The organism is Nonomuraea sp. NPDC050540 (genome assembly GCF_044457485.1).
In the GTDB taxonomy this organism is placed as follows: Bacteria; Actinomycetota; Actinomycetes; order Streptosporangiales; family Streptosporangiaceae; genus Nonomuraea.
In genome coordinates this window covers 12,395-35,105 of record NZ_JBITHA010000008.1, presented here as the reverse complement: position 1 = coordinate 35,105, position 22,711 = coordinate 12,395, and the positions used below count along the sequence as shown (strand labels likewise).

The following is a 22,711-nucleotide window of genomic DNA, read 5'->3' as shown; positions in this document are numbered from 1 at the left end:
CTATGGTCGCGCGTCATGGGATACGAGCTACGCGTGGTTCGTGAGTCGCCACTGGCGTTCGCGGAGCTCGCGAAGGCGATCGCGCCGGCCGGATTCGAGCTGAGCGCAGCGGAGGAGATCCTCGCCAAACACGGCGGCGACGCCCATACCGTCGGCCGCTGGCGCGGTGAGATCGTCGGCGAGCCCGGCTCCGACTGGCACGTGGCGCAACTCGTCCGGCTGTCGTCCGTGCTCGGCGGCCGCCTGGTCGGCGAGGACGGCGAGGTCTACGCGCTGACCGACGGCGTCGTCGAGGTGATCGCCAACGGGAAGGCCGCCGAGATCGGCAAGTTCGACGAGATCGTCGCGGCGGGACCCGATTCATGGTGAACCCCTATGCCGAACGGGTCCTCGACGTCGTCGAGCGGATCCCGCCCGGCATGGTCATGTCCTACGGCGACATCGCCGAATATCTGGGCGAGGGCGGACCCCGCCAGGTCGGCCGGGTCATGTCCACGTGGGGCGGCGGCGTGCCCTGGTGGCGGGTGGTCCACTCCGACGGCACCGGTGCCCCTGACCACGAGGAACGCTGCCTGACGCACTGGCGCGAGGAGGGCACCCCGCTGCGCGGCGACCGCGTCGACATGCGCGAGGCCCGCTGGCACGGGGATTCAGCGGATTCTCAGGAAACCCGCTGAGCTGCGTATCCCCCCTCCGGGAGAATCCGCGGCATGTGATTCCCATTACCATGGCCTGAACAGCGACTGCGGGTCCGAAAGGCGGTGCCTTCCCAATGGCCACCGGCGTCACAGCCCAGGAGCGGCTGCGGGCTGTTCAGGACCTCTGCGACCGCGGGGAACCCTTCGAGGCGATCATGGAGGCGGCCCGGACCGCCGGGCCCGACCATGCCGCCGAGATCCTCAGCGGTCCGCTGGGCGCCAGGATGGACCAGGCGATCAAACGCGGAGCCGCGCGCAGGCGCGAGCTCGTCACCCTTCTGCGCCCCTATCTCGCCACCGTCGACCCCAAGGTCAAGCGCGAGCTCCCGGTGGCCCGCAGGCTTCTGTGCCACCTCATCGAGCACCGCGACCTCGACGAACTCGTCGACGGCGACGTCCTCACCACCGTGGTCGCCGCGGCGGCGGAGCCGTCCAAGCGCATCCGCAAGGGCCTGCGCTGGTACGCCGACCTGCCGCTGCGCGACGAACTGCCGCCCGCCCTCTACCGCCTGCGCCGCGCCGACCTGGTGCCGGTGACGCAGATCGACGACATCGTCTGGCGCGACGGCAAGCTGCTCGTGCGCGGCCATGCCTACCTCGCCGGGCTGTCGGTGCGCAGCCGCCGCTTCAACCGGGCCACCGTCGTGCTGCGCGGGCCGCGCTGGCTGCCGCCGGTGCGCATGCGCACCCGCCGCGTCCTCGCGCCCGAGGCCACGCACGCGGCGCGCGAGCCCGGATGCAACTACGACTGGTCCGGCTTCACCGCCGAGCTGAGTTCCTGGCCGCTGCGCTGGCGTGGCGGGGTCCGTGGGCTCGTGTCCGCGGTACGCCGCCGGATGCGGCACCGGCCGGCCGTACGCGACGCCACGACCTGGCGTGCGGAGATCGTCTTCTGGAGCCGCGGCGCCCGCGCCACCGGCCTGCTGCGCGGCGCCGCCGTGGGCCGCACCGAGCGTCCCGCCGGGCTCCGGGTCAAGCAGGGTCTCTGGGTACGCCCCGTCTGGACCTCCGACCGGGCCCTCCAGGTCGTCCTGCAGCCCAACAGGGCCGAGCTGACCAGCGTCAACGTGGACGGCGACCGGCTGGAGCTGAAGATCTTCCTGCCTGGCCGCAGCGTGACCAAGGGTCACGCCAGGCTCGGCGGGCACCGCATGGCCGCCGACTTCACGCCGGAGGCCGGCGGGACGCTGGTGACGGTCGGGCTGGCCGTACCGGCTCTGCTGCAGGAGAAGGACGGGCGGCGGCTGTGGGTCGAGCCCAAGGGCGACCCCGCGGCCTCCGTGATGCTCGGTGACGCGGCCGAGGTGCGCGCGACCGCGGACGACCGCGAGATCACCGTGCTCGCCGACCGTCGCGACCGCGTCGTCGTCTCCGCCCACCGCATCCGCCCGGTGCTCACCTCCGCGGTGTGGGAGGGCGAGCGGCTCGTGCTCCGCGGCAGCTACCCCGACGCGGCGGGCGCCCGCACGCTCACGCTGCGCCACCGTTCCGGCCTGACCTATACGGCCGCGATGGAGCGCTCCGAAGACCTGTTCACGGTACGGCTCGCGCCGGCGACCATGGACCGCTTCGGCGAGTCCGTGCCCCTGTCCTCCGGCACCTGGAACCTGTCCATGCGCCACCCGTCCGGCGAGATCGTCCCGGTGCGCATGGACCACGCCGCCCTCGGCGCCCTCGACGAGGACGCGCGCACGCTCGGCGGCCACGCCTTCCGCATGGTCTCCACCCGCTTCGACGTGCCCGTGGTGATCGCCGAGGAGGCGCGCCCCGCCGACGAGAAGGGCGTCGCGGGCACCCACGTGCTGCGCAGGGTCTTCTACCCGGCGCAGCGCACCGAGCCGCTCAACGACGCCACCGTCTACGTCGCCAACGACGGCCGCCTCTACTCCGACAGCGTCCGCGCCATCTACGAGGAGCGGCTGCGGCGCGGCGACGAGCGCGAGCACATCTGGGTCGTCAAGGACGGCGCCTTCGTCCCGCCCGGTCCTGCCACGGTCGTGCGCGCGGGCAGCAGGGAGCACCACGCGGCGCTCGCCCGCTCGCGCCACATCGTGACCAACGCGTTCCTGCCCGTCTGGTTCCGCTCCCGCGAGGACCAGGTCGTGCTGCAGACCTGGCACGGCACCCCGGTCAAGCACATCGGCAACGACCAGCCCCACATGACCCGTGACCCGCGCCCGCCGGTGTGGCATCGCCAGGCGGCCGAGGTACGCGGCTGGGACGTGCTGCTGTCACAGTCCCCCTGGGCGACGCCGGTGCTGCGCGAGGCGTTCGGCTACAAGGGCGAGGTGCTGGAGAGCGGCCTGCCGCGCAACGACGTGCTGTCCTCTCCCGAACGCGACCGGATGGCCGCGGAGATCCGCGCCCGGCTGGGGCTGGCGGAGGGCAAGCGCGTGGTGCTGTACGCGCCGACGTGGCGTGACTACGACCGCAAGAACGCGATGGTCAAGCTGGACCTGGCGAAGGCCAGGCAGTCGTTGGGGGCCGACCACGAGTTGCTGGTCAGGGGCCACCCGATGCAGGCGATGCCCGCCGTTCCCGACATCGCCCACGACGTCTCCACCTATCCCGACATGACCGACCTGTTGCTGGTGGCGGACGTACTGGTAACCGACTACTCCTCGTCGATGTTCGACTTCCTGGCGACGGGCAAGCCGATCGTGTTCTACGCGTACGACCTGGCGAAGTACGCGACGAGGAGAGGCCTGTACGTGGACCTGGAGGCACAGGCGCCGGGCCCGGTGCTGCCGACGTCGGGCGAGGTGGTGGAGGCCCTGCGCTCGATCGACACGGTGGCGGCCGAGTACGCGGACCGCTACGAGACCTTCCGCGCCACCTACGCCCCCAGAGACGACGGCAAGGCAACCGCCCGAGTAGTGGACCACCTCTTCTCCTGACAAGGGCAAGGTGGCCGCCACGCTCCCGCGCCTTCCAGGCCGAAGGCATGGTGGTCGCTGCGCTCCCGCGTGTCTCCAGCCGAGCCGCGGCCTCGGCCCCTGAAGGTCCTCGCTCCGCTCGGGCGCCTTCTTGCGCCGCTTTCGCCCGCGCCTGGCCAGGTCATGGCACGTCCTGTTGCTTGCCGGAGCGAGGCCGGGTACGGGCGGCGTGGCGGCGCGCACCTGGAGGCGATCAAGGAGTCACCGGCGGCAGCCATTTGGTCGGCGAATCTGCGCGTGGAAAGGCAGGGGGCGCGCCGTTCATCATGGAGTTGACGACCCCGTCGATCAAGGGACCGCCGCTCACACGGGATGCCGAGTGCCTTCGCGCCGACGCGTGGGGCGGGCTTCAGGTGGCGGGGTGCCACCGGCCCGCCTACTGGGGCGCAGCTTTCCCTTCTCCGGCACTTTCGCGTGTTTGGCCAGGACCTCCAGTGCCGCAACGACTTCCGGTGAGAGCGGCAAAGTGCCGGGCAGGGAGGTCGGCAACGGGGGCACGGCGGACTCGTCCAGGAGCTTGCCGATGGCTTGATGCGACATGCCCAGCAGGAAGCCGATATCCCGGTGGACATACCCGCGATTCGCGAGGGTGGCTACGGTCGTGCGCGTGGCTTCGGCGGCCTGCTGCCGGATGAGCTCTGCCGTGAGGCGTGCCCGCAAGGTTGCTTCCAGGGCGCGAGCTATCTCTTCGTCAGCGACTCGCACACAGAAATCAGCGTCGATCTTGTCGGGTTCGGTGTCGAGCATGGTGGCGACGAGGTCGCGGGCCATCTCCTCGGCCTGCTCCAGCCGCTTGACCTGGGTCGGGTAGGCGCGCTTGAGACCGGGGCCGGAGACGGTCAGCGCCCACCAGCCATCGGACCTCGTCGCGGTGATGGTGTAGATGTCGCGCTCGCTCACTGCTCCTCCTCCTGGTCCTTGGCGAGTTGGCGCATCCGCCGCTCCAGATCCCGCTTCTTCATCATGAGTCTAGGCTACCGAGGTTGCAGAGATCTAGGCAACCATGGTTGCAGTAATTGGCGCCGCTGGTTGCGGTGCCGCCCGAGCGCCCAGGGGCGACGTGTCTGGAGGGCGGCCTTGCTGGTTAGAACGGGAGGGACCTATGGGCGGTGGCGGGTCGGGGCGGTGGCACGGTCGCTGTCCCGGGTTCCCGATGGCGTCTTCTTGGGTGGTTTGAGGCGGGGTGGTTTGGGGGTTAGGGTGAGGATTTGTGACTGCCGGGTCGGCCATGGGCCATGAGCGAGAGAGGTACCCGGCCAAGGCGTGAGCGATGGGCGGGCGCGTAGCCCGCCTCATCCCGTCTTCGCCCCTACCTCTCATCGAAGCTCACACCCATGGAGAAGAATGCCGTTCGATTTCAACAAGCAGATCATCGAGGAGTTCCGGGCCAATCGTGGCCGGGTTGGGGGTCCTTTCGAGGGCGCTCGGCTGCTCCTTCTCACCACCACCGGGGCGCGTTCCGGTGGGCAGCACACCGTTCCGCTCGGGTACCTGCATGACGGGGGCGAGCAGGTTCTGGTCATCGCCTCCGCCAACGGGGCGGATCGTCATCCGGCCTGGTTCCACAATCTCGTCGCTGAGCCCGCCGTCAACGTCGAAGACGGGATCTTCACCTATGAGGCGCGGGCGACCGTGCTGGAAGGCGCGGAGCGGGAGGCGGCCTGGGCGCGGGCGGTCGAGGCCGATCCCGGGTGGGACGAGTATCAGGCGCGCACCTCTCGGGTGATTCCCGTGATCGCGCTCAAGCAGACCGGGGGCGGGCCGCCGCCGGCCTCGTCGTTCGGCGAGGCGCTGCGGATGATTCACGACGCCTTCCGGCGGGAACTGGTGCTCATCCGCAAGGAGGTCGCCGCGTCGGGGCCGGGGCTGGGGGCGCAGTTGCGGGTCAACTGTCTCACCTTGTGCCAAGGGCTGCACGTTCACCATTCGCATGAGGACGCGGGGCTGTTTCCCGCTCTTTCGGCGCGGTATCCGGAACTCGCCGAGGTGATGGATCGGCTCGGTGCCGAGCACGAGAAGGTGGCCGTGCTGCTGGCCAGGTTGCAGGAGGTCGTCTCGACCGAGAGCGCGGATACGTCGGCCGTGCTCAAGGAGGTCGAGGAGCTCGCCAGTGCGGTGGAGCAGCACCTCGACTACGAGGAGGAGCAGCTCATCCCGATTCTCGACGGGGCCTGACGTTCGCGCTGACGGGCCGGGTTCGCCATCCCGGCCCGTCGGGTTCCGGCTTCCGCGACGTCTTCAGGCGGTGGTGCCGGCGTCGACGGTGATGGCGGTGCCGGTGATGTTGCGGCCCGACGGGCCGGCCAGGTGGACGACGGTGGCGGCGATGTCGTCCGGGTCGACGTAGCGGCCCAGGGCCGTGAACGAACGTTCGGCGTCGGCGTCCGGGCCGTCGGCGGGGTTCATCTCGGTGTCCGTGGAGCCGGGATGTACCAGGTTGGCGGTGATGTCCAACGGGCCCAGATCGCGGGCCAGCCCTTTGGTGAGGCCGATGAGGGCGGACTTGCTCATCGAGTACAGGGTCCACCCGGCATAGGGGACGCGTTCCGCCAGGCTGCTGCCGATCGTGACGATCCGCCCGCCGTTCCGCATGTACGGCACCGCCGCCTGAGCCAGCAGAAACGCGGCACGCGCGTGGACCGCCATCGTGCGGTCGAGCTCCTCCAGCGTGACTTCCTCCAAGGGGCCGTAGGGGGCGATGCCGGCGTTGTTCACCAGGATGTCGAGCCTGCCCAGGATGCCCGCGGCGTGGTCGACGGCGGTGCGGAGGGCGCGTTCGTCCGCGGCTTCCGCCTGGATGGCGGTGCCGCGCCGCCCGGCCGCCTCGATGTCCTTGACCACGGCCTGGGCCTGGTCGGCGGCGCTGGCGTAGGTGATGGCGACATCGGCCCCGGCCGCGGCCAGGCCGCGGGCGATGGCGGCGCCGATGCCCCTGCTGCCGCCGGTGACGATGGCGGCCTTTCCGTGCAGCATGATGATCCTCCATAAACGGAATAGGTTCCGTTTTGACGATAAGCGGAATTGGTTCCGCTTGGCAAGGGGTCGATAGGGTGGCCGGGTGACGCAGGAGCGGGCCGACGCCGCCAGGAACCGGGCGAAGATCCTCGCGGCGGCGGCCGAGCTCGTCGCCGACAAGGGCATCGAGGGGCTGGGGATGGCCGAGGTGGCGGCCGCCTCGGGGGTGGGGGTCGGCACGCTGTACCGGCGGTTCGGGGACCGGTCCGGGCTCGCCTACGCGCTGATCGACGCCAAGGAGCGGGAGTTCCAGGAGTCGTTCCTGTCCGGGCCGCCGCCGCTGGGGCCCGGCGCGCCGTCGGGAGAGCGGGTCAGGGCGTTTCTGCACGGACTCGTCGATCGGACGTTCGCGCAGCTGGATCTGTTGCTGATGGCGGAGACGGCGGCGCCGTTCGCGCGGTTCGGTGGGGCTTATGAGGCCTATCACCGGCATCTGTCATTGCTCATCGCCGACGTCAACCCGGCCACCGACGCGCCCTTCGCCGCCGACGCCCTGCTGGCGCCGCTCGCCGCCAACCTCGTGATCCACCGCGCCCGCCGGCCCGCCGACCTCAAGTCCGGCCTCGACGAGGTCCTGCGCGGCGTCCTCGCGTCTCCGGCCTGATCCAGTCGGCTCAACCCGCCCCATCCGTTACGGCAAGCCGCCCCCACGCCACCCGCCGACCCTGGCGGGCGCCGATCGTGGGGGTCGCTTCTCACGTCGGACGTGGTCCCCGCCGTAACGGTCCCGTTGCCCGCCGGGCAGGGCGGCGGGCCGTACCGGATGAAGACAAGGGCGAGTGGCGGAGAAGGTGGGTGAGGGGCGGCGGGTTGGCGGGATATTGGGGGATTGGGCCGGTAGCGTGGGCGGACTCGTGGGGAGAACGGTCAAGGCGGCACGATCTACCCCTGTGGTCTGGTGGAATCTAGTGCTGTGAGTGGTCAGACCTGGCGGTTGGTGCGACGTGGGGGCGGGGGACCGGTTGAGGCCCCTGTGCTCGACGAGTACCAGCGTGCCGTGGTCGAACATCCCGGTGGGCCGATGCTCGTTCTGGCCGGTCCCGGTACGGGGAAGACGACCACTGTCGTGGAGACCGTCGTCGACCGGATCGAACGCCGCGGGCTTGATCCCGAGCGGGTGCTCATCCTCACGTTCAGCCGGAAGGCCGCCGGTGAGCTGCGGGAACGCGTCACCGGCCGGTTGCGCCGCACCACGCGTACACCGCTGGCCCTCACCTTCCACAGCTACGCCTACGCGTTGCTGCGGCGCGAGGCCCTGCGGGCGGGGATGGAGCCGCCGCGGCTGCTGAGCGGGCCCGAGCAGTTGCTGGAGATCCGCCGCCTGCTTCACGGCGAGTTGGAGGACGGCGCGCGCGAGTGGCCGCCGGCGTTGCGGGAGCCGCTGAAGACGCGCGGGTTCGCCGAGGAATTGCGCGACTTCCTGTCACGGGCGGGCGAGCGCGGCCTCGACGGCGACCGCCTGGTCGCACTCGGCTACCAGCACGGCAGGCCCGACTGGGTGGCCGCGGGCACGTTCTCGCTGCGCTACCAGGAGCGTTTCGACCTCGACCCCGAGCCGGTGCTCGACTACGCCGAGCTGATCAAGGCCGCGGCCGGCCTCCTGTCCGACCCCGACGTACGCCGCCGCGAGCGGGCCGCCTACGACATGGTCTTCGTGGACGAGTACCAGGACACCGATCCGGCCCAGGAGTACCTCCTGCAGCAGCTCGCCGGGGACGGCCGCGACCTGATCGCGGTGGGCGACCCCGACCAGTCCATCTACGGTTTCCGCGGCGCCGACGTCCGCGGCATCCTGCGTTTCCCGGAGCGCTTCCGCACCCTGGACGGCCGCGAAGCGCCCGTGGTCGCCCTTCGCGTGTGCCGCCGCAGCGGCGCCGACCTCCTGACGGCCTCCCGCCGCGTCGCCTCCCGCCTGCCCGCCGCCCCCACCCCCGACGCGACCCTCACCCCACCCGAGCCATCCGGTACGGCCCGGCCGCCCGCACCGGCGGCGAAGGAGCAGGACATCGCGTTCGAAACCCTGCTGACCGCCGGCCCGGCGGACGACGAGCCCGGCGCCCGTCGAGAACCCCCGGCCGAGGAATCGCCCACCCCGGTCGCCGTACCGAGGGAGCGGAAGGCCTGGGGACACCGGGACCTGATGCCTCTGGACGACGCCGAACCCGGCGAGGTCAGGGTCCTGCTGGCCGACTCCACGAGCCAGGAGGCCGCCGTGGTGGCCGACGCGCTACGCCGCGCGCACCTGATCGACGGCGTGCCGTGGCACCGGATGGCCGTGCTGGTCCGCTCGGCCACCCGGCAGGTGCCGTTGCTGCGCAGGGCGCTGGTGAGCGCCGGTGTGCCCACGATGGTGGCGGGCGACGAGGTGCCGATCGCCCAGGAGCCCGGGGTCCGGCCGTTGCTGACGATGCTCCGGATGGCCCTGTACCCGGGCGAGCTGGACGAGTCCGTGGTGGAGGAACTGCTCACCGGCCCGCTGGGCGGCACCGACATGATCGGTGTACGCCGCCTTCGCCGCGCCCTGAAAATCGCCGAAAACGAGGCCGCCGCCACCGAAGAGACCGCCACAGAAGAGGCCGCCGGTGAAGGCGTCTCCGGCGAAGAGGGGGCCTCCGGGGAGGGCTCCGGTGAAGGCGTCTCCGGGGAAGAGGAGGACGGGCCGGTGCGGTCTGTCAGGTCGTCGGGTGAGCTGCTCGTGGCGGCCGTCCTCGATGTCCGCGAACTGACCCGCGTAGAACCCCACATAGCCCACCCGGCGGAACGCGTAGCCCATCTCCTCCACGCCGCCAAAGAGGCCGCCAAGGCTCAGAGCACCGCCGAAGAGGTCCTCTGGGCGATCTGGCAGGGCAGCGGGCTGGCCGAGCGCTGGACCGACCTGAGTCTGTCCGGCGGCGCGAGGGGCGCCCAGGCGGACCGGGACCTGGACGCCGTGGTGGCGTTGTTCGATCACGCCGCCAGGTTCGTGGACCGCATGCCCAGGGCCGGCGCGGAGGTGTTCCTGGACGACATCGCCTCCCAGGAGATCCCCGGTGACACCCTGGCCGAACGCGCCCCGGACGGCGATGCCGTGCGGGTGCTGACCGCGCATCGCTCCAAGGGGCTTGAGTGGGATGTCGTGGTGGTGGCGGGCGTTCAGGAGGGCGTCTGGCCGGATCTGCGGCTGCGGGGCTCGATGCTGGGCGCCGAGGACCTGGTGGAGCTGGCCGAGGGGGCGCAGCCGAGTACCGCGTCCCTGGCCTCGAAGCTCTTGGCGGAAGAACGCCGCCTGTTCTACGTGGCCGCGACGAGGGCCAGGAAGAGGCTGGTCGTGACGGCGGTCGGCGGCGAGGACACCGACGAGCGGCCGTCGAGGTTCCTGGCCGAGCTGATGCCGGGCTCCGTGGGCACGGCGACGGTGGACGACCAGGCCCGGTGGCTGAACATGTCGGCGCTCGTGGCCGACCTCCGCAGCGCCGTAACAGATCCCACAAAGTCGGCAAAAATCCGGCAGAAGGCCGCGCAGCAACTCGCCAGGCTCGCCGCCGCGGGCGTGCAGGGCGCGCATCCCAACGACTGGTACGCGCTGACGCCGATCTCCGACGACCGCCCCCTCGGCTGGCCGGACGACATCGTGCGCATCTCGCCCTCGGCCGTGGAGAGCTTCACCAAGTGCGGCCTGCGCTGGCTCCTGGAGACGGCCGTCGGCGCCGCCGGGACGAGCAGCGCCCAGGGCCTCGGCACGGTCATCCACGCCCTGGCCGTGCTGGCCGCCACCGACCTGCCCAGCGAGGACCTCCTCGGCCGCCGCCTGGACGACATCTGGAGCGAACTGGACTTCGGCGGCGTCTGGTTCAACCGCAAGCAGCGCCAGGTGGCCGAGCAGATGATCGCCAAGTTCCTGCGCTGGCACAAGGAGAACCCGCGCGAACTGGTCGCACTGGAGGAGGCGTTCACGGCCACGGTCGGCGACGGCGTGCTGATCAAGGGGCGCGTGGACCGGGTCGAACGCGACTCCGACGGCAGGGCCGTCATCATCGACCTCAAGACCGGGTCGAGCAAGCCCAAGGCGGGCGACCTCGACCGCCACCCCCAGCTGGGCGTCTACCAGCTGGCCGCGCTGCTGGGCGCCTTCGCCAGGCACGGCATGACCGAGCCGGGCGGTGCCTCGCTGGTGCAGCTCGGCAAGGCGGGCGGCAAGAACGACGCGCTGGAGCAGGCGCAGCCCGCCCTGGCCGACGACCGGGACCCCACCTGGGCCAAGGACCTGGTCGACACCGTCGCGATCGGCATGTCGGGCCCGTTCTTCCAGGCGAAGGTCAACGACGGCTGCCGTACGTGCGCCGCGAGGGCCAGTTGCCCGGTCAACGACAACGGGGGCCAGGTGTGCTGAGTCCGGGAGAGCTCGCCGACAAGCTGGGCGTGCTGCCGCCGACTCCGGAGCAGGAGCATGTCATCCAGGCGCCGCTGGAGCCGATGGTCGTGATGGCCGGAGCGGGTTCCGGCAAGAGCGAGACGATGGCCGGGCGCGTGGTCTGGCTGGTCGCCAACGGGCTGGTGCGCCCCGAGAACGTGCTCGGCCTCACCTTCACCCGCAAGGCCGCCGCCGAGCTGGCCAACCGGGTGCGTGAGCGCCTCAACGGACTGGCGGAGGCCGGCCTGGTCGAGCCGTCGCTGCTGGACGACGAGCCGGCCGTCTCCACCTACCACGCCTACGCCGCCCGCCTGGTCACCGACCACGCCCTGCGGGAGGCGCTGGAGCCCACGATGCGCCTGGTCACCCCGGCCGTCTCGTGGCAGCTGGCCTCGCGGGTCGTGGCGATGTACGACGGGCCGATGGACAAGATCGAGCTGGGGCCGCCGTCGGTCACGGCCGCCGTACTGGAGCTCGCGGGAGAGCTGTCGGAGCACCTGCGCGCCGGCGGCGACGTGCGGGGGGTCGGCGAGTGGCTCGACGAGCAGTACGGCATGCTCCCCGCCAAGACCGTCGCGGCCCAGCGCAAGCCCATCGCGGTGCAACGGGCGAGAGAACAGCTCCTTCCCCTGGTGGCGGCGTACGAGCGGCTGAAGCGCGGCCGCGAGGTCATCGACTACGGCGACCAGATGTCCCTGGCCGCCCGGATCGCCGCCAAGCACCCCGAAGTCGGCCAGATCGAACGCGACCGGTTCTCCGTCGTCCTGCTGGACGAGTACCAGGACACCAGCCACGCCCAGCTCGTCCTGCTCAGGAGCCTGTTCGGCGGCGGTCACCCGGTCACCGCGGTCGGCGACCCCTGCCAGTCCATCTACGGCTGGCGCGGCGCCTCGGCCGGAAACCTGCGCCGCTTCTCCCAGGACTTCAGAACGGCCTCCGGCGACCGGGCTCCGGTGCGCCAGCTCTCGGTCAGCTTCCGCAACGGCGACCGCGTCCTCGACGTCGCCGCCCGGGTCCAGATCCCGCTGCGGATGGAAGCCAGGGAGGTCCCCGTCCTGGTGCCCGGCGCCAACCGCAAGGACCGCGGCCGCGTCACCTGCGCTTTCCACGAGACCGCCGAGGACGAGGCCGAGTGGATCGCCGAGGGCGTCAAGAAGATGCTCGGCCAGGAGGTGGCTCCCGACGGCCTGCCCTGGGGCGAGAAGGAACGCAAGAAGACCCTGGAGCTGCAGCCCCAGGACGTGGCGATCCTGGCCCGCAAGCGCTCGCAGTTCCCCGCCCTGCGCCGCGCTCTGGAGTCCCGCGACATCCCGGTGGAGGTCGTCGGCCTGGGCGGCCTGCTCACCGTCCCCGAGGTCAACGACATCGTCGCCACCCTCCGCGCCCTGTACGACCCGACGGCGGGAGACGCCCTGGCCCGGCTCATGGCCGGTCCGAGGTGGCGCATCGGCCCCGCCGACCTGCGCCAGCTCGGCGAGTACGCCCGCGAGCTCACCCGCGAGGCCAGGGAGGGCACGCGGCCGGAGAAGGACCCGCTCGACCAGGTGGTCGTGGACCTGGCCGAGGAACGCGGCAGCCTGATCGACGCCCTGGACGAGCTGCCCGACCGCGAGGAGTGGCTGGAGTCGTTCTCGCCGCTGGCCAGGAGCCGCCTGGTCGCGCTGGCCCACGAGCTGCGCCAGCTGCGCGCCCACACCGCCCAGCCGCTGCCCGACCTGATCACCGAGGTGGAACGGAAGCTCGGACTCGACATCGAGGTGGCCGCGCGCGGCGGCACGGTCAGCGCCTTCGCCGCCCGCGCCGACCTGGACGCCTTCCTGGACGCCGCCTCCCGCTTCGCCGGGGATGCCGAGGACCCGACGCTCGGCGCCTTCCTGGCCTACCTGGAGGCGGCGGAGAGCGAGGAGTTCGGCCTGGAGGCGGGGCGCGTCGGCGAGAGCAACAGCGTGAAGCTGATGACCGTGCACGCGTCGAAGGGCCTGGAGTGGCCGGTCGTGGTGGTGCCCGGCCTGTCGCAGCTGATCAGCTCGAAGGGCACGATCGCCACCGGCAGCATGTTCCCCGCGACACCGGTCACCAACAGCCGGTGGACGGACAACCCGCGCAAGCTCCCGTACCCCTTGAGAGGGGATGTCGCGGACCTGCCCCGGCTGGGCGGGCTGGGCAAGGAGGAGCTGACCGCGTTCGACGAGCGCTGCCGCGCGCGCGACCTCATGGAGGAGCGGCGCCTGGCCTACGTGGCGGTCACCCGGGCCCACTACCACCTGATCGCCTCCGGCTACCGCTGGGGCAGCGCCACCAAGCCGCTGGAGCCGTCGGACTTCCTGCTGGAGATCCGCGACACCAGCGACCGCGTGGCCTTCTGGGCCCCTGACCTGGCCGACGGAGCGACCAACCCGTTGCTGGACGAGCCCGCCGAGGCCACCTGGCCGGTGATACCGGAAGGCGACCGATACGAGGCCGTCCTGGACGGGGCCCGCCTGGTCGAGGACGCGCTGTCGGGCCGGCTCGACGCCGCGCCGGAGGAGCCGCTGAAGACGTTCGAGCAGGAGCGCGTCCGGGCCTGGGAGCGCGACACCGACCTGCTGCTGCGTGAACGCGAACTGTATCGGCGCGGCGGCGGCAGGACGGTCGAGCTGCCGTCGAAGCTGACCGTCTCGTCGCTGGTCACGCTGGCCGCCGACGCGAAGGAACTGGCCCGCAGGATCCGCCGCCCGGTCCCGGTCAAGCCCGCGCCGCTGGCCCGCCGGGGCACCTCGTTCCACCGCTGGCTGGAGACGCGCTGGGACCAGCAGCGCCTCATCGACGACTTCGAGATGCCCGGCCTGGACATCGTCGAGGAGGAGGCCGACGTACGGCTGGCCGAGCTGCAGGAACGCTTCGAGGAAAGCGAATGGGCCACCCGCAAACCCCTCGACCTCGAGGTCCCCTTCGAGACCATGATCGCCGACCGCCTGGTCAGGGGCCGCATGGACGCCGTCTTCCAGCTGCCCGACGGCACGTACGAGGTGGTCGACTGGAAGACGGGAGAACGCCCGGCGGGCAAGGCGGCCGCCGCCGCCTCCGTCCAGCTCGCCGCCTACCGCCTGGCCTGGTCACACCTGGCCAAGGTCCCCCTGGACCAGGTGGGTGCCGCCTTCCACTACGTCCGCCCCAACGAGACCGTCCGCCCGGTGAACCTCCTCGACGCGGACGGCCTCATCGCCCTCATCGAAGCCGTCCCCACCTCAGCCTGACAGGTAGTGGAACGTGGGTTTGGGGTGCATGAGGAAGTCGTGGTGGGAGATGTTCCAGGCGTAGGCGCCGGCCATGGCGAAGACCACGGTGTCGCCGACGTGGATGGAGGTGGTGACGGCTCGGGCGAAGACGTCCTTGGGGGTGCAGAGCTGGCCCACGACGGTTACGGGCTCGTCGCTCACGCCTGGACCGGTGCCGGTGGGGAGGACGGTGAAGGGCTGGTCGTGGCCCTTGGTGACGGGGGTTCTCAGGTGGTGGGTGCCGCCCAGCACGATCGCGTACGCCTCGCCGCGCACCCGCTTCACGTCCACGACCCTGGTCACGTAGTAGCCGCAGTACGCGGTCAGCGACCTGCCCGGCTCCACACGGACCGTCTGGCCGGGGGTGCGCAGGCGGCCCAGGCCGGTGCCGTAGGCGGGCCAGTCGAAGCGGGCGGCGGGGTCGTGGTAGTCCACGGCCATGCCGCCGCCCAGGTTCACCTCGCCGGGGTGGGTGGACAGCAGGGTTTCCGCCAGTTTCAGGAGCTGGTCGGCGTTCAGGCCGCTGGCCAGGTGGTAGTGGCGGCCGCGTAGCCGTACCCGGTCGTCGAACAGGGGCAGGCAGGCGCGCACGCCGTCGTCGTCCATGCCGAACGGGCCGCTCATCGTGAGGGCGGCGCCCTCGACGGGCAGGTCGGGGCTCACGCGCAGGAGGACGTCGGCGGCGCGGCCCGAGGCGAGCAGGCGGCGCAGTTCGCCGGGCGACTCCACGTGCAGGCGGTGGGCGGGCAGGAGTAGTTCCGCGTCGGTCTTGCCGGGGCCGCCGAGCGCCAGCGGCTTGTCCGGGAACAGGGCGCTGACGTGGGCGTGCTCGCCGCCCGATGAGACCTCGAAGCCGTCCACGTGGGGTTCGAGCACACGGAGCAGCGCGGGGTCGGGGTTGGCCTTGACCGCGTAGTAGAGCTCGATGCCGGGCAGCGCCCGGCGGACGGCCGTGGCGTGCGCGTCCAGGGCGGGCAGGTCGTAGACGTAGGCGGGCGCGGTGCCGGCGGCGGCCTCGGCGATCCGGGCCGCGTGCGTGAGGCTCATGCGAGCGGGTTCGCGATCGGAACGTAGCCGGCCGCGCGGTCGGCGGCCCTGGCCCAGCGCACCGACAGGTTGGCCTTGGCGGGCAGGGGCGCGCCGGCCAGCAGGTCCGACAGGGGCACGGGGTTGCCCAGGTCCGCGGCCACCTCGGCGATCACTTCCGCGGCGGAACGCCACAGGCGGGTCAGCGTCGCGTCGTCGGGCGCCACGCTGGCGGCGATCTCGGTGAGGTGGTTGACCAGCAGGCAGTAGGCGACCCTGGCCCAGCCGCGCTCGGCGTCGTAGGACAGGGCCTCCGCCACGCGGTCCGGCACCCCGGTCAGGTCGTGGCGGCCGGTGACCAGCTTGGTGCCCTCCAGGTCGCGGAAGACCGCCTCGGCGGGCAGCCCGTCCGCGTCGAGGCCGACCAGCACGTTCTGCAGGTGGGGCTCCAGGACCACGCCATGCCGGAAGTAGAGCTCCAGCACGGGCGGGACCAGCGCGGCGACGTAGGCGCGCCACCACGCGGCGGGGTCCGGCGTGCGGACGCCCTCGGTGGCCAGCGCTCCGGCCAGCACCGGCGTGACGCCGGGGGAGGTGACCGACCACGGGCTGGACCGCACGATCACGCCGAGCCCCTCCAGCAGCCGCGTGCCCAGGCCCGCGGAGCGGTAGCCGGGCTCGGGCAGCCATCGCGTCGCAGGGTATTTACCGGAAATTTCATCGAATATCGGGCCCAAACGGCGGTTCAGCTCCACCGCCCCCGCCAGCTCATACCAGGCGTTCTTCCGCACACAATTCGTGATCCGGACATCCAGCGAGAACTTCAGGCAGACCCCGAGATCCGGCGCGTAGACCGTCCGCACCGACGACGTGGGCACCACCACCGGCCCCGGACCCAGGTCCACCAGCCGGTCGTCGAAGACCGGGCCGAGCAGGTCGAGCTGCCACGGGTGCGCGGGCAGCAGCGCGTATCCGGGCGGCGCCTCACCCAGGCGGTCCAGCACGCCGGTCACACCCTCCTGCGCCACCACGTCGGAACGCACCCCCAGCAGCCGCACCGGGAACCGCGCGTGCGCCTCGGGCGCGTAGGCCAGCCAGTCGCGCCCGCCGCGCGCCTTCGGGCTCGGATGGAACGGATGCCCGTAGACCAGCGCCTGCTCCGAGGCCAGCCACGGGTCGGCGGGCGCGACCGCCTCGGCCCGTGCCCGCAGGATCGCCTCCAGCGCCTCGCGGCTGGCTGCCACCTGGCCGGCGAACTCGGCGTTCACCTCGCCGAGGCTCAGGTCGGATACGGCCCGCCGTACCAGCTCATCGGTGGTCAGGGGCACCCAGACGCCCTGCTCCAGCCGCTCGGGCGGGCCGGTGAAGCGCAGCGCGGCGCCGCCGCGCGTGCGTGCCCGCAGCAACGTCCCGCCCACCCGCAGCAGCAGGTACGGCGGCGCCGGCCACACCAGGCCGCGCGGCCCCGCCACTTCCCGCACACAGCAGCGCAGCAGCGCGGCCAGAGTCGCCTCCTCGGCCCGGGGAGGCGACGCGGCGGGGGAGTCGAGGACCAGGCTTTCCACGTCACGCTCTCCTCAGGTAGTTGGGCCCGCTGGCGCCGTAGTACTTGTTGACGTCGCGGGCGCCGGTGCGCTCCTTGGCCACCAGGGTGCCCGCGGTGATCATCGATTTCCCGGTGAGCCGGGCCGCGTCGAGCGTCCTGGCGCGCAGCAGCCGGGCCATGGGGTCCTCGCCGTGCTCGTCGAGCGCCTCGGCGAGGGTCTCGCGCAGCAGCCGGGCGGCCCGCTCGTGGGGCAGCGCCCCGAACGCGACCGCCGCGGCGGCCAGATGCAGCGTGATCGTCACGAACACGTCGGCCAGCGCGTGGGGGTCGTCGGTCAGCATGCGCCCGTCGGTGAAGGCGGGCGGCTCGACACCGGCCGCGCGCAGCCTCGCCGGCGAGGCCAGGAGCCCGTCGTTGTCCTTGACCAGCAGCTTCATGCCGTCGTCCGCGAACACGAGCGCGAGGTTCTGCTGGTGTGCCTCCAGCGCCACGCCGTGGCGGACGAACAGCCGCACGTTCCAGCGCAGCAGGACGCGCAGGTACTCGGGGACGACGTCGCCGAGCCGTTCGAGCACGGTCGGGGCGTTGAGCGCGGCGACCGGCACGATCCGGCCCTCCGGCAGCCGGCGGATCATCCACGCCAGGTACTCGTGCCCGGCGTGCGCGTAGGTCTGCTCGTCGGCCACCAGCACGTCGGGGTCGGCCAGCTCGCGGACCAGCAGCTCGGCCAGGGCGCCGTCACGCAGCGTCCCCGGCCTGATCGAGCGGCGGTTGCGCACGCCCAGCGTGCTGACCGGAATCGGCAGCTTCAGATGGGTACGCGCGTCCAGCTCGACGGTCCGCATCGACAACGTGGGCCGCACGATCGTCGGCCGCCCCTCGACCTCGCGCACCCCCTCGACCTTCAGCGCCTCCTCGATCGTCAGCGGGTGCACGGGGAACGGCTCGTCGTGGCCGGGCACCGTGACCCAGCGCAGCGCGAACGCGGGCCCGAACTCCGGCGCGTACGCCAGCAGGTCAGCGGCGCTCATCCCCACCCTGGCCCGCGAGGTCGGATACACCGGATGCTCCACGAACGCCGCCAGCGTCTCGTAGGACGGCTCGCCCGCCAGCACCCGATCGGCGTGCAGCGCGTGCAGCTCACCGGCCGCCAGCGCCGCCGCGCACTCGTCGGCGAAGGCCGCCACGCCCTGCGCGTCGGCCGGATCGGCCACCTCGGCCAGTGTGGCGAGCACCTGATCCAGCCGCAGGCGTTCCTCGGGGGCCACCACGAAGTCCTGGTAGAGCGACCCCGGCACCAGCCGTACGACCCTGCCGTCGGCCAGCGTCAGCCGCACGCCCTCCCGGGTCCTGCTCACCCGCCGCGACAGGCCGCCGTAGTCCTCGCGCAGCAGGGCGTCGAGAACGCGCGCTGACAGCCTGGCCTGAGTGGAGTCGAGAGTCACGCCGAGATCACCCACGGCCGCTCCGCCCGGTAGGCGTCCACCGCCGCCTCCACCCGGCGGCGGTCGGGGCCGACCGCGCGGATGACGCCCAGGTAGTCGCGGTTGGTGTGGGTTCTGGTGATCCGTTCTCCGGCGGCGCGCAGGGGGCGGTGCCAGAGGCGGACGCCGTCTTGGGAGCGTTCCTCCGCTCCGGGGGCCTCGGTGATCGTTCCGGACCGGTCGGCCACCAGGCTGACGGCGGTGCCGTACCCGGGAGCGGGGGGTGTCGCGGGAAGCCGCTCGCCCAGGTGCGCCCGCAGGATCCACTCGAACAGCGGGACGCCCAGGATGTCGCCGAGCAGGAAGTCGCAGTGGTCGCCGATCACCCGGTAGTTGACCTCGACGATGCGCGGTCCGGCCGGCGTGAGCACGTACTCGGTGTGGCAGGCCCCGAAGCCCGCACCCAGCGCCGCGAGCGCGGCCAGCACGTGCTCGTGCGGCCCGTCCGGCGCCCAGTCCAGCCGCTCCTCCACGAAGTGCGGCAGCGGCCCCAGCCGCGTCGCGTAACCGCCCAGCACCCGCGTGCCCGCCGCGTCGCCCAGCGTCTCCAGCGTGCGCAGCGGTCCCTCCAGATACTCCTCCGCGACCACGTACGCGCCCGGCCGCGCGCGCCGCACCGCCGCGACCGCCTTCTCCAGGTCCTTCTCCACCAGCATCACGTCCTCGCTGGCCACGCCCTCGCGGGGCTTCACCACCAAGGGGTACGGCAGGCCGCCGGGAACGGCGTCATCCGGACCCAGCTGAATCGAGAAGACCTCCTCCACCCCGGCCTCGGCCAGCTTCGCGCGCATCAGATACTTGTTCTTGGCCGACAGGCACGCCCGCCAGTCCTTGCCGGGCAGCCCGAAGTAGGCGGCGGCCAGCGCGGTCTCGGTCTGCAGGTGGTCGGAGTTGCTGAACAGGGCGTCCGGTCGCCCGAGGCGCGAGACGGCGTCGATGAGGGCGCGCGGGTCGCGCACGTCGCACGCGACCGCGTGCGGGTGCTGCTCGGGCCGGTCGGTCAGAATGGTGACCTTGCAGCCGAGCGCGCGAGCGGCCGGCAGGAATCCGTCGGTCACCGAGTCCGTCGGCTTGAGCGCCGTCATGAAGAGCCGCAAAACAGGGCACCCCCGGATCAGGTAAGGCTAACCTAACTCGGCGATGATAGTCCCGGGACGATCACCTCGTTGCCCCGACAGGCTAATCGGCGGACAAATGAGAGTCTTCTCATTCTCATCTCACCGACATCTCCTCCGCAGAGCCTACGGTCCTGTCATGACCCGTAGGACCACGCTCGTGGGAGCCACGGTCGGCGCGGTGCTCGCCGCGCTGGCCATGACCGTGGTGGTCAAAGCGGGCGCGGTGGAACCGGACCTCGGCGGCGAGATCATCGTCACCCCCACGGCCACCCCGCCGCCGCCCAGCCCGACGCCGACGATGACGCCGCGCCCGACCAGGGAACGCGCGACGCCCACACCGACCAGGAAGAAGACGAAAGCCGACCCGGTGCCACCCCCGTCGCCGACCAGGGTCCGCAGCGGGGATGATGATGAGGACGATGACGACGACTGAGCAGGCAAGGTGAGCGCGAGAGCCCGGATCGTAGGCTGGATGCTCTCGGTCGTGACCCTGGCGCTCGGCCTGTCGATCTTCGCCGCCTGGAACGTCCTGCTGACCCGGGTGGACGAGCGGATCGCGGCAGAGTTCAAGCACGAGTACGAGGAGCTGCGCGGCTACGCGGCCAAACCCCCGACCAACGACCTGGAGGACCTGCTGGTCGGCTACCTCCAGGTCAACGTCGCCGACCGGTGGGAGATGTTCTTCACCGTCGTGGACGGCCAGCCCCACCACAAGGGCCGGGCCGAGGCGCCCGCGCCCCTCGACGAGGACGCCGCCCTGGTCGCCCGCGTGGCCGAGGCCCAGCGCCCGGAGACCGGAGAGTGGCCGTCCAAAGCCGGTGAGGTCCGCTACGTCTCGATCCCCATCCAGATCAAGGGCGACCCGCGCCAGGGCCACTTCGTCATCGCGATCTTCTACGAGCACCACCGGCAGGAGGTCGTCGACGCCGTCCGTGTGCTCGCCTTCACCTCGCTGGCCGCGCTGGCGATGGCGGGCGCGGCCGGCTGGTTCGTCGCGGGCCGCGTGCTCGCACCGGTCCGGATGGTACGGCAGGCCGCCGAGCACATCAGCGACTCCAGCGACCTGACCCGCCGGCTCGACGTGGTCGGCAACGACGACGTGGCCGCGCTGGCCCGCACCTTCAACCACATGCTGGACCGGCTGCAACGCGCCTTCGAGGTGCAGCGCGAGTTCGTGGACGACGCGGGACACGAGCTGCGTACCCCGATCACCGTCATCCGCGGCCACCTGGAGCTGATGGGCGACGACCCGGCGGAGCGGGAGGAGACGCTCGCGCTGGTCACCGACGAGCTCAACCGCATGAACCGCATCGTCGACGACCTGCTCACGCTGGCCAAGTCGGAGCAGCCGGGCTTCCTGTCGCTGGAGGAGGTGGAGCTCGCCGACCTGACCGTCAGCGTGATCGCCAAGGCCAGGGCGCTGGGCGAGCGCGACTGGCGGGTGGACGAGGTGGCCGAGGCGCGCATCGTGGCCGACCGCCAGCGGCTCACCCAGGCGCTCATGCAACTGGCCGCCAACGCGGTCCGGCACACCCAGGAGGGCGCGCTCGTGGCCGCGGGCTCCGCCGTGGACGGCGACCGCGTCCGGCTGTGGGTACGCGACGGCGGCCCCGGAGTGCGGCCGGAGGATCGCGAGCGCATCTTCCAGCGGTTCGTCCGCGCGGGCAGCCGTTCCCACCAGGGCGCCGGGCTCGGGCTGTCCATCGTGCGCTCCATCGCCGAGGCCCACGGCGGCCGCGTCTGGGTGGAGGACGGCGCCCGCTTCGTCATCGAATTGCAGGTTGACGGAAAAGAGGTACGGGATTGAACCGGATACTCATCGCCGAGGACGAGGCCAGGATCGCCGCGTTCGTGGAGAAGGGGCTGCGGGGCAACGGCTTCGTGACCACCGTGGTGGAGGACGGCGAGGCCGCCTTCGAGTACGCCCGCAGCGGTGAGTTCGACCTTCTGGTGCTCGACATCGGGCTGCCGCTGAGCGACGGGTTCACGGTGCTGCGCAGGCTGCGGCAGGCCAGGGTGACGCTGCCGGTGATCATCCTGACCGCCCGTGACGGCGTGGCCGACACCGTCGCCGGGCTCGAAGGCGGGGCCGACGACTACATCCCCAAGCCGTTCGCCTTCGAGGAACTGCTGGCCAGGGTGCGGCTGCGGCTGCGTACGGAGCGCACACCCGAGGTGACCGTGCTGCGCGTGGGCGATCTGTCGCTGGACCTGCGCAGCCGCCGGGTGCACGTGGGCGGGCACGTGGTGGAGCTGTCGGCGCGGGAGTTCGCGCTGGCCGAGGTCTTCTGCCGCCACCCCGACCAGGTGCTCACCCGTGAGCAGCTGCTCAGCCACGTGTGGGGGTTCGACTTCGACCCCGGCTCGAACGTCGTGGACGTCTACGTGCGGTACCTGCGCAAGAAAATCGGGGCAGAACGGATCGAGACCCTGCGAGGTACTGGATATCGCATGAAAGCCCTCTAACGGCGGCCTCATGGGGGTCCCACCGCCGCTCGGGAGTCTGAGATCGGCAACGGAACGGACTCCCAGGAGGACGGCATGGAACTCAAGCGGATCCTGATCGCCATCGCGCTGATGTGCGGAACCGGAGCGGCGGGCGCCGGTCTCGTCGCGACCCCGGCCTCGGCCGCCCCGGCCGCACTGGCCCAGGCCGACGACGACGACCGAGACGACGACGATGACGACCGTCCCAGGGGCGGCGTGGACACCGGAGCGGGTGGCACCAGCGACGACGACGATGACGACGATCGCCCGAGGGGCGGCGTGGACACCGGAGCGGGCGGCACGCAGGCCGCCAACCCGGTACGGCTGCGCGTCCCCGCCATCGGCCTGAAGACGAAGATCATCCCGCTGGCCCTCGACAAGAAGGGCCGCCTGACCGCGCCCAAGCGCTACGACGTCGCCGGATGGAACCAGGCCGGCCCCGAGCCCGGCGAGCGCGGCCCCGCCGTCATCGCGGGCCACGTGGACTCCAAGACGGGCCCCGCGGTCTTCTACAAGGTCCGCGGCCTCGACCCCGGCGACAAGATCTACGTGGACCGCGCCGACGGCAGCACCAAGGCCTTCACCGTCCACCGCCTGGCCCGCTACCCGAAGACCGCCGTCCCCGGCCGCACGGTCTACGGCCAGACCGGCGGCGCCGAGCTGCGCCTGATCACCTGCGGCGGCGTGTTCGACAGGAAGAAGGGCAGCTACCGCGACAACATCGTGGTCTTCGCCCGGTGACAGCGCGGAGAGG

The 22,711-nt window shown here is 71.8% G+C and carries 17 protein-coding genes; 11 read left to right on the top strand and 6 right to left on the bottom strand.

Annotated elements, in window-relative coordinates; genetic code table 11:
* The first annotated feature begins 15 nt into the window (after nucleotides 1-15).
* The 3 genes from ACIBI5_RS27015 to ACIBI5_RS27005 all read left to right on the top strand — a co-directional run bounded on the left by ACIBI5_RS27015 (nucleotide 16) and on the right by ACIBI5_RS27005 (nucleotide 3,595).
* Nucleotides 16-369, top strand: coding sequence for a hypothetical protein (locus ACIBI5_RS27015; protein WP_397251370.1), 354 nt, complete (start codon nucleotides 16-18; stop codon nucleotides 367-369).
* Nucleotides 363-677, top strand: coding sequence for an MGMT family protein (locus ACIBI5_RS27010; protein WP_379610521.1), 315 nt, complete (start codon nucleotides 363-365; stop codon nucleotides 675-677). The genes ACIBI5_RS27015 and ACIBI5_RS27010 overlap by 7 nt, the downstream gene beginning before the upstream one ends.
* 95 nt (nucleotides 678-772) lie before the next feature.
* A complete protein-coding gene (locus tag ACIBI5_RS27005; RefSeq protein WP_397251368.1) occupies nucleotides 773-3,595 on the top strand; it encodes a CDP-glycerol glycerophosphotransferase family protein in 2,823 nt (940 codons plus the stop codon).
* Between the two features lie 342 nt (nucleotides 3,596-3,937).
* Here ACIBI5_RS27005 and ACIBI5_RS27000 read toward each other — a convergent pair whose 3' ends face one another.
* Entirely contained in the window at nucleotides 3,938-4,534 is a 597-nt protein-coding gene (locus ACIBI5_RS27000; RefSeq protein WP_397251366.1) for a hypothetical protein, read from the bottom strand.
* A 444-nt stretch (nucleotides 4,535-4,978) separates the two neighbouring features.
* Between ACIBI5_RS27000 and ACIBI5_RS26995 the strand changes: the two genes are divergently transcribed.
* Nucleotides 4,979-5,809, top strand: a complete 831-nt coding sequence (locus ACIBI5_RS26995) for a nitroreductase/quinone reductase family protein (RefSeq protein WP_397251364.1) — start codon at nucleotides 4,979-4,981, stop codon at nucleotides 5,807-5,809.
* A gap of 63 nt (nucleotides 5,810-5,872) precedes the next feature.
* Here the strand turns inward: ACIBI5_RS26995 and ACIBI5_RS26990 are convergent, their stop codons facing one another.
* On the bottom strand, nucleotides 5,873-6,607 hold the full coding sequence (locus tag ACIBI5_RS26990) for an SDR family NAD(P)-dependent oxidoreductase (protein ID WP_397251362.1): 735 nt from the start codon (nucleotides 6,605-6,607) through the stop codon (nucleotides 5,873-5,875).
* A gap of 85 nt (nucleotides 6,608-6,692) precedes the next feature.
* Here ACIBI5_RS26990 and ACIBI5_RS26985 point away from each other — a divergent pair, with 85 nt between their 5' ends.
* From ACIBI5_RS26985 to ACIBI5_RS26975, 3 genes are all read left to right on the top strand, one after another.
* Nucleotides 6,693-7,253 (top strand): TetR/AcrR family transcriptional regulator, encoded by a 561-nt coding sequence (locus ACIBI5_RS26985; RefSeq protein ID WP_397251360.1) that lies wholly within the window; start codon nucleotides 6,693-6,695, stop codon nucleotides 7,251-7,253.
* A 369-nt stretch (nucleotides 7,254-7,622) separates the two neighbouring features.
* The gene (locus tag ACIBI5_RS26980; RefSeq protein WP_397251358.1) at nucleotides 7,623-11,018 is read left to right on the top strand and encodes a UvrD-helicase domain-containing protein; all 3,396 of its coding nucleotides are present in this window, start codon (nucleotides 7,623-7,625) and stop codon (nucleotides 11,016-11,018) included.
* Nucleotides 11,012-14,275 carry a UvrD-helicase domain-containing protein gene (locus ACIBI5_RS26975; RefSeq protein WP_397251356.1) on the top strand — a complete coding sequence of 1,088 codons (3,264 nt, stop codon included), beginning with the start codon at nucleotides 11,012-11,014 and terminating at the stop codon, nucleotides 14,273-14,275. The genes ACIBI5_RS26980 and ACIBI5_RS26975 overlap by 7 nt, the downstream gene beginning before the upstream one ends.
* Here the strand turns inward: ACIBI5_RS26975 and ACIBI5_RS26970 are convergent.
* From ACIBI5_RS26970 to ACIBI5_RS26955, 4 genes are read right to left on the bottom strand one after another with little or no spacing between them, the layout of a single operon-like run.
* Nucleotides 14,267-15,343 carry a type III PLP-dependent enzyme gene (locus ACIBI5_RS26970; RefSeq protein WP_397251354.1) on the bottom strand — a complete coding sequence of 359 codons (1,077 nt, stop codon included), beginning with the start codon at nucleotides 15,341-15,343 and terminating at the stop codon, nucleotides 14,267-14,269. The two genes, ACIBI5_RS26975 and ACIBI5_RS26970, sit on opposite strands and share 9 nt — an antisense overlap.
* Nucleotides 15,340-16,887 (bottom strand): IucA/IucC family protein, encoded by a 1,548-nt coding sequence (locus ACIBI5_RS26965; protein ID WP_397251352.1) that lies wholly within the window; start codon nucleotides 16,885-16,887, stop codon nucleotides 15,340-15,342. Before ACIBI5_RS26965 ends, ACIBI5_RS26970 begins: the two co-directional genes overlap by 4 nt.
* A gap of 1 nt (nucleotide 16,888) precedes the next feature.
* Nucleotides 16,889-18,328: an IucA/IucC family protein gene (locus ACIBI5_RS26960; RefSeq protein ID WP_397251350.1), complete on the bottom strand. Its 1,440-nt coding sequence runs from the start codon at nucleotides 18,326-18,328 to the stop codon at nucleotides 16,889-16,891.
* Nucleotides 18,310-19,449 (bottom strand): siderophore biosynthesis protein, encoded by a 1,140-nt coding sequence (locus tag ACIBI5_RS26955; RefSeq protein WP_397251348.1) that lies wholly within the window; start codon nucleotides 19,447-19,449, stop codon nucleotides 18,310-18,312. Before ACIBI5_RS26955 ends, ACIBI5_RS26960 begins: the two co-directional genes overlap by 19 nt.
* Nucleotides 19,450-19,606: 157 nt before the next feature.
* Between ACIBI5_RS26955 and ACIBI5_RS26950 the strand changes: the two genes are divergently transcribed.
* From ACIBI5_RS26950 to ACIBI5_RS26935, 4 genes are all read left to right on the top strand, one after another.
* Complete coding sequence (locus ACIBI5_RS26950; protein ID WP_397251346.1) at nucleotides 19,607-19,903, top strand: hypothetical protein; 297 nt, start codon at nucleotides 19,607-19,609, stop codon at nucleotides 19,901-19,903.
* A 39-nt stretch (nucleotides 19,904-19,942) separates the two neighbouring features.
* A complete protein-coding gene (locus tag ACIBI5_RS26945; RefSeq protein ID WP_397251344.1) occupies nucleotides 19,943-21,277 on the top strand; it encodes an ATP-binding protein in 1,335 nt (444 codons plus the stop codon).
* Complete coding sequence (locus ACIBI5_RS26940; protein ID WP_397251342.1) at nucleotides 21,274-21,936, top strand: response regulator transcription factor; 663 nt, start codon at nucleotides 21,274-21,276, stop codon at nucleotides 21,934-21,936. Before ACIBI5_RS26945 ends, ACIBI5_RS26940 begins: the two co-directional genes overlap by 4 nt.
* A gap of 75 nt (nucleotides 21,937-22,011) precedes the next feature.
* Nucleotides 22,012-22,698 (top strand): class F sortase, encoded by a 687-nt coding sequence (locus ACIBI5_RS26935; protein WP_397251340.1) that lies wholly within the window; start codon nucleotides 22,012-22,014, stop codon nucleotides 22,696-22,698.
* Nucleotides 22,699-22,711: the final 13 nt, after the last annotated feature.

What these genes read in the sequence shown, in the direction of transcription:
- ACIBI5_RS26990 (WP_397251362.1), bottom strand. Translation starts at nt 6,607, where the DNA reads ATGCTGCACGGAAAGGCCGCCATCGTCACCGGCGGCAGCAGGGGCATC.
- ACIBI5_RS26945 (WP_397251344.1), top strand. Translation starts at nt 19,943, where the DNA reads ATGCTCTCGGTCGTGACCCTGGCGCTCGGCCTGTCGATCTTCGCCGCC.
- ACIBI5_RS26995 (WP_397251364.1), top strand. Translation starts at nt 4,979, where the DNA reads ATGCCGTTCGATTTCAACAAGCAGATCATCGAGGAGTTCCGGGCCAAT.
- ACIBI5_RS26935 (WP_397251340.1), top strand. Translation starts at nt 22,012, where the DNA reads ATGGAACTCAAGCGGATCCTGATCGCCATCGCGCTGATGTGCGGAACC.
- ACIBI5_RS27010 (WP_379610521.1), top strand. Translation starts at nt 363, where the DNA reads ATGGTGAACCCCTATGCCGAACGGGTCCTCGACGTCGTCGAGCGGATC.
- ACIBI5_RS27005 (WP_397251368.1), top strand. Translation starts at nt 773, where the DNA reads ATGGCCACCGGCGTCACAGCCCAGGAGCGGCTGCGGGCTGTTCAGGAC.
- ACIBI5_RS26970 (WP_397251354.1), bottom strand. Translation starts at nt 15,343, where the DNA reads ATGAGCCTCACGCACGCGGCCCGGATCGCCGAGGCCGCCGCCGGCACC.
- ACIBI5_RS27015 (WP_397251370.1), top strand. Translation starts at nt 16, where the DNA reads ATGGGATACGAGCTACGCGTGGTTCGTGAGTCGCCACTGGCGTTCGCG.
- ACIBI5_RS26950 (WP_397251346.1), top strand. Translation starts at nt 19,607, where the DNA reads ATGACCCGTAGGACCACGCTCGTGGGAGCCACGGTCGGCGCGGTGCTC.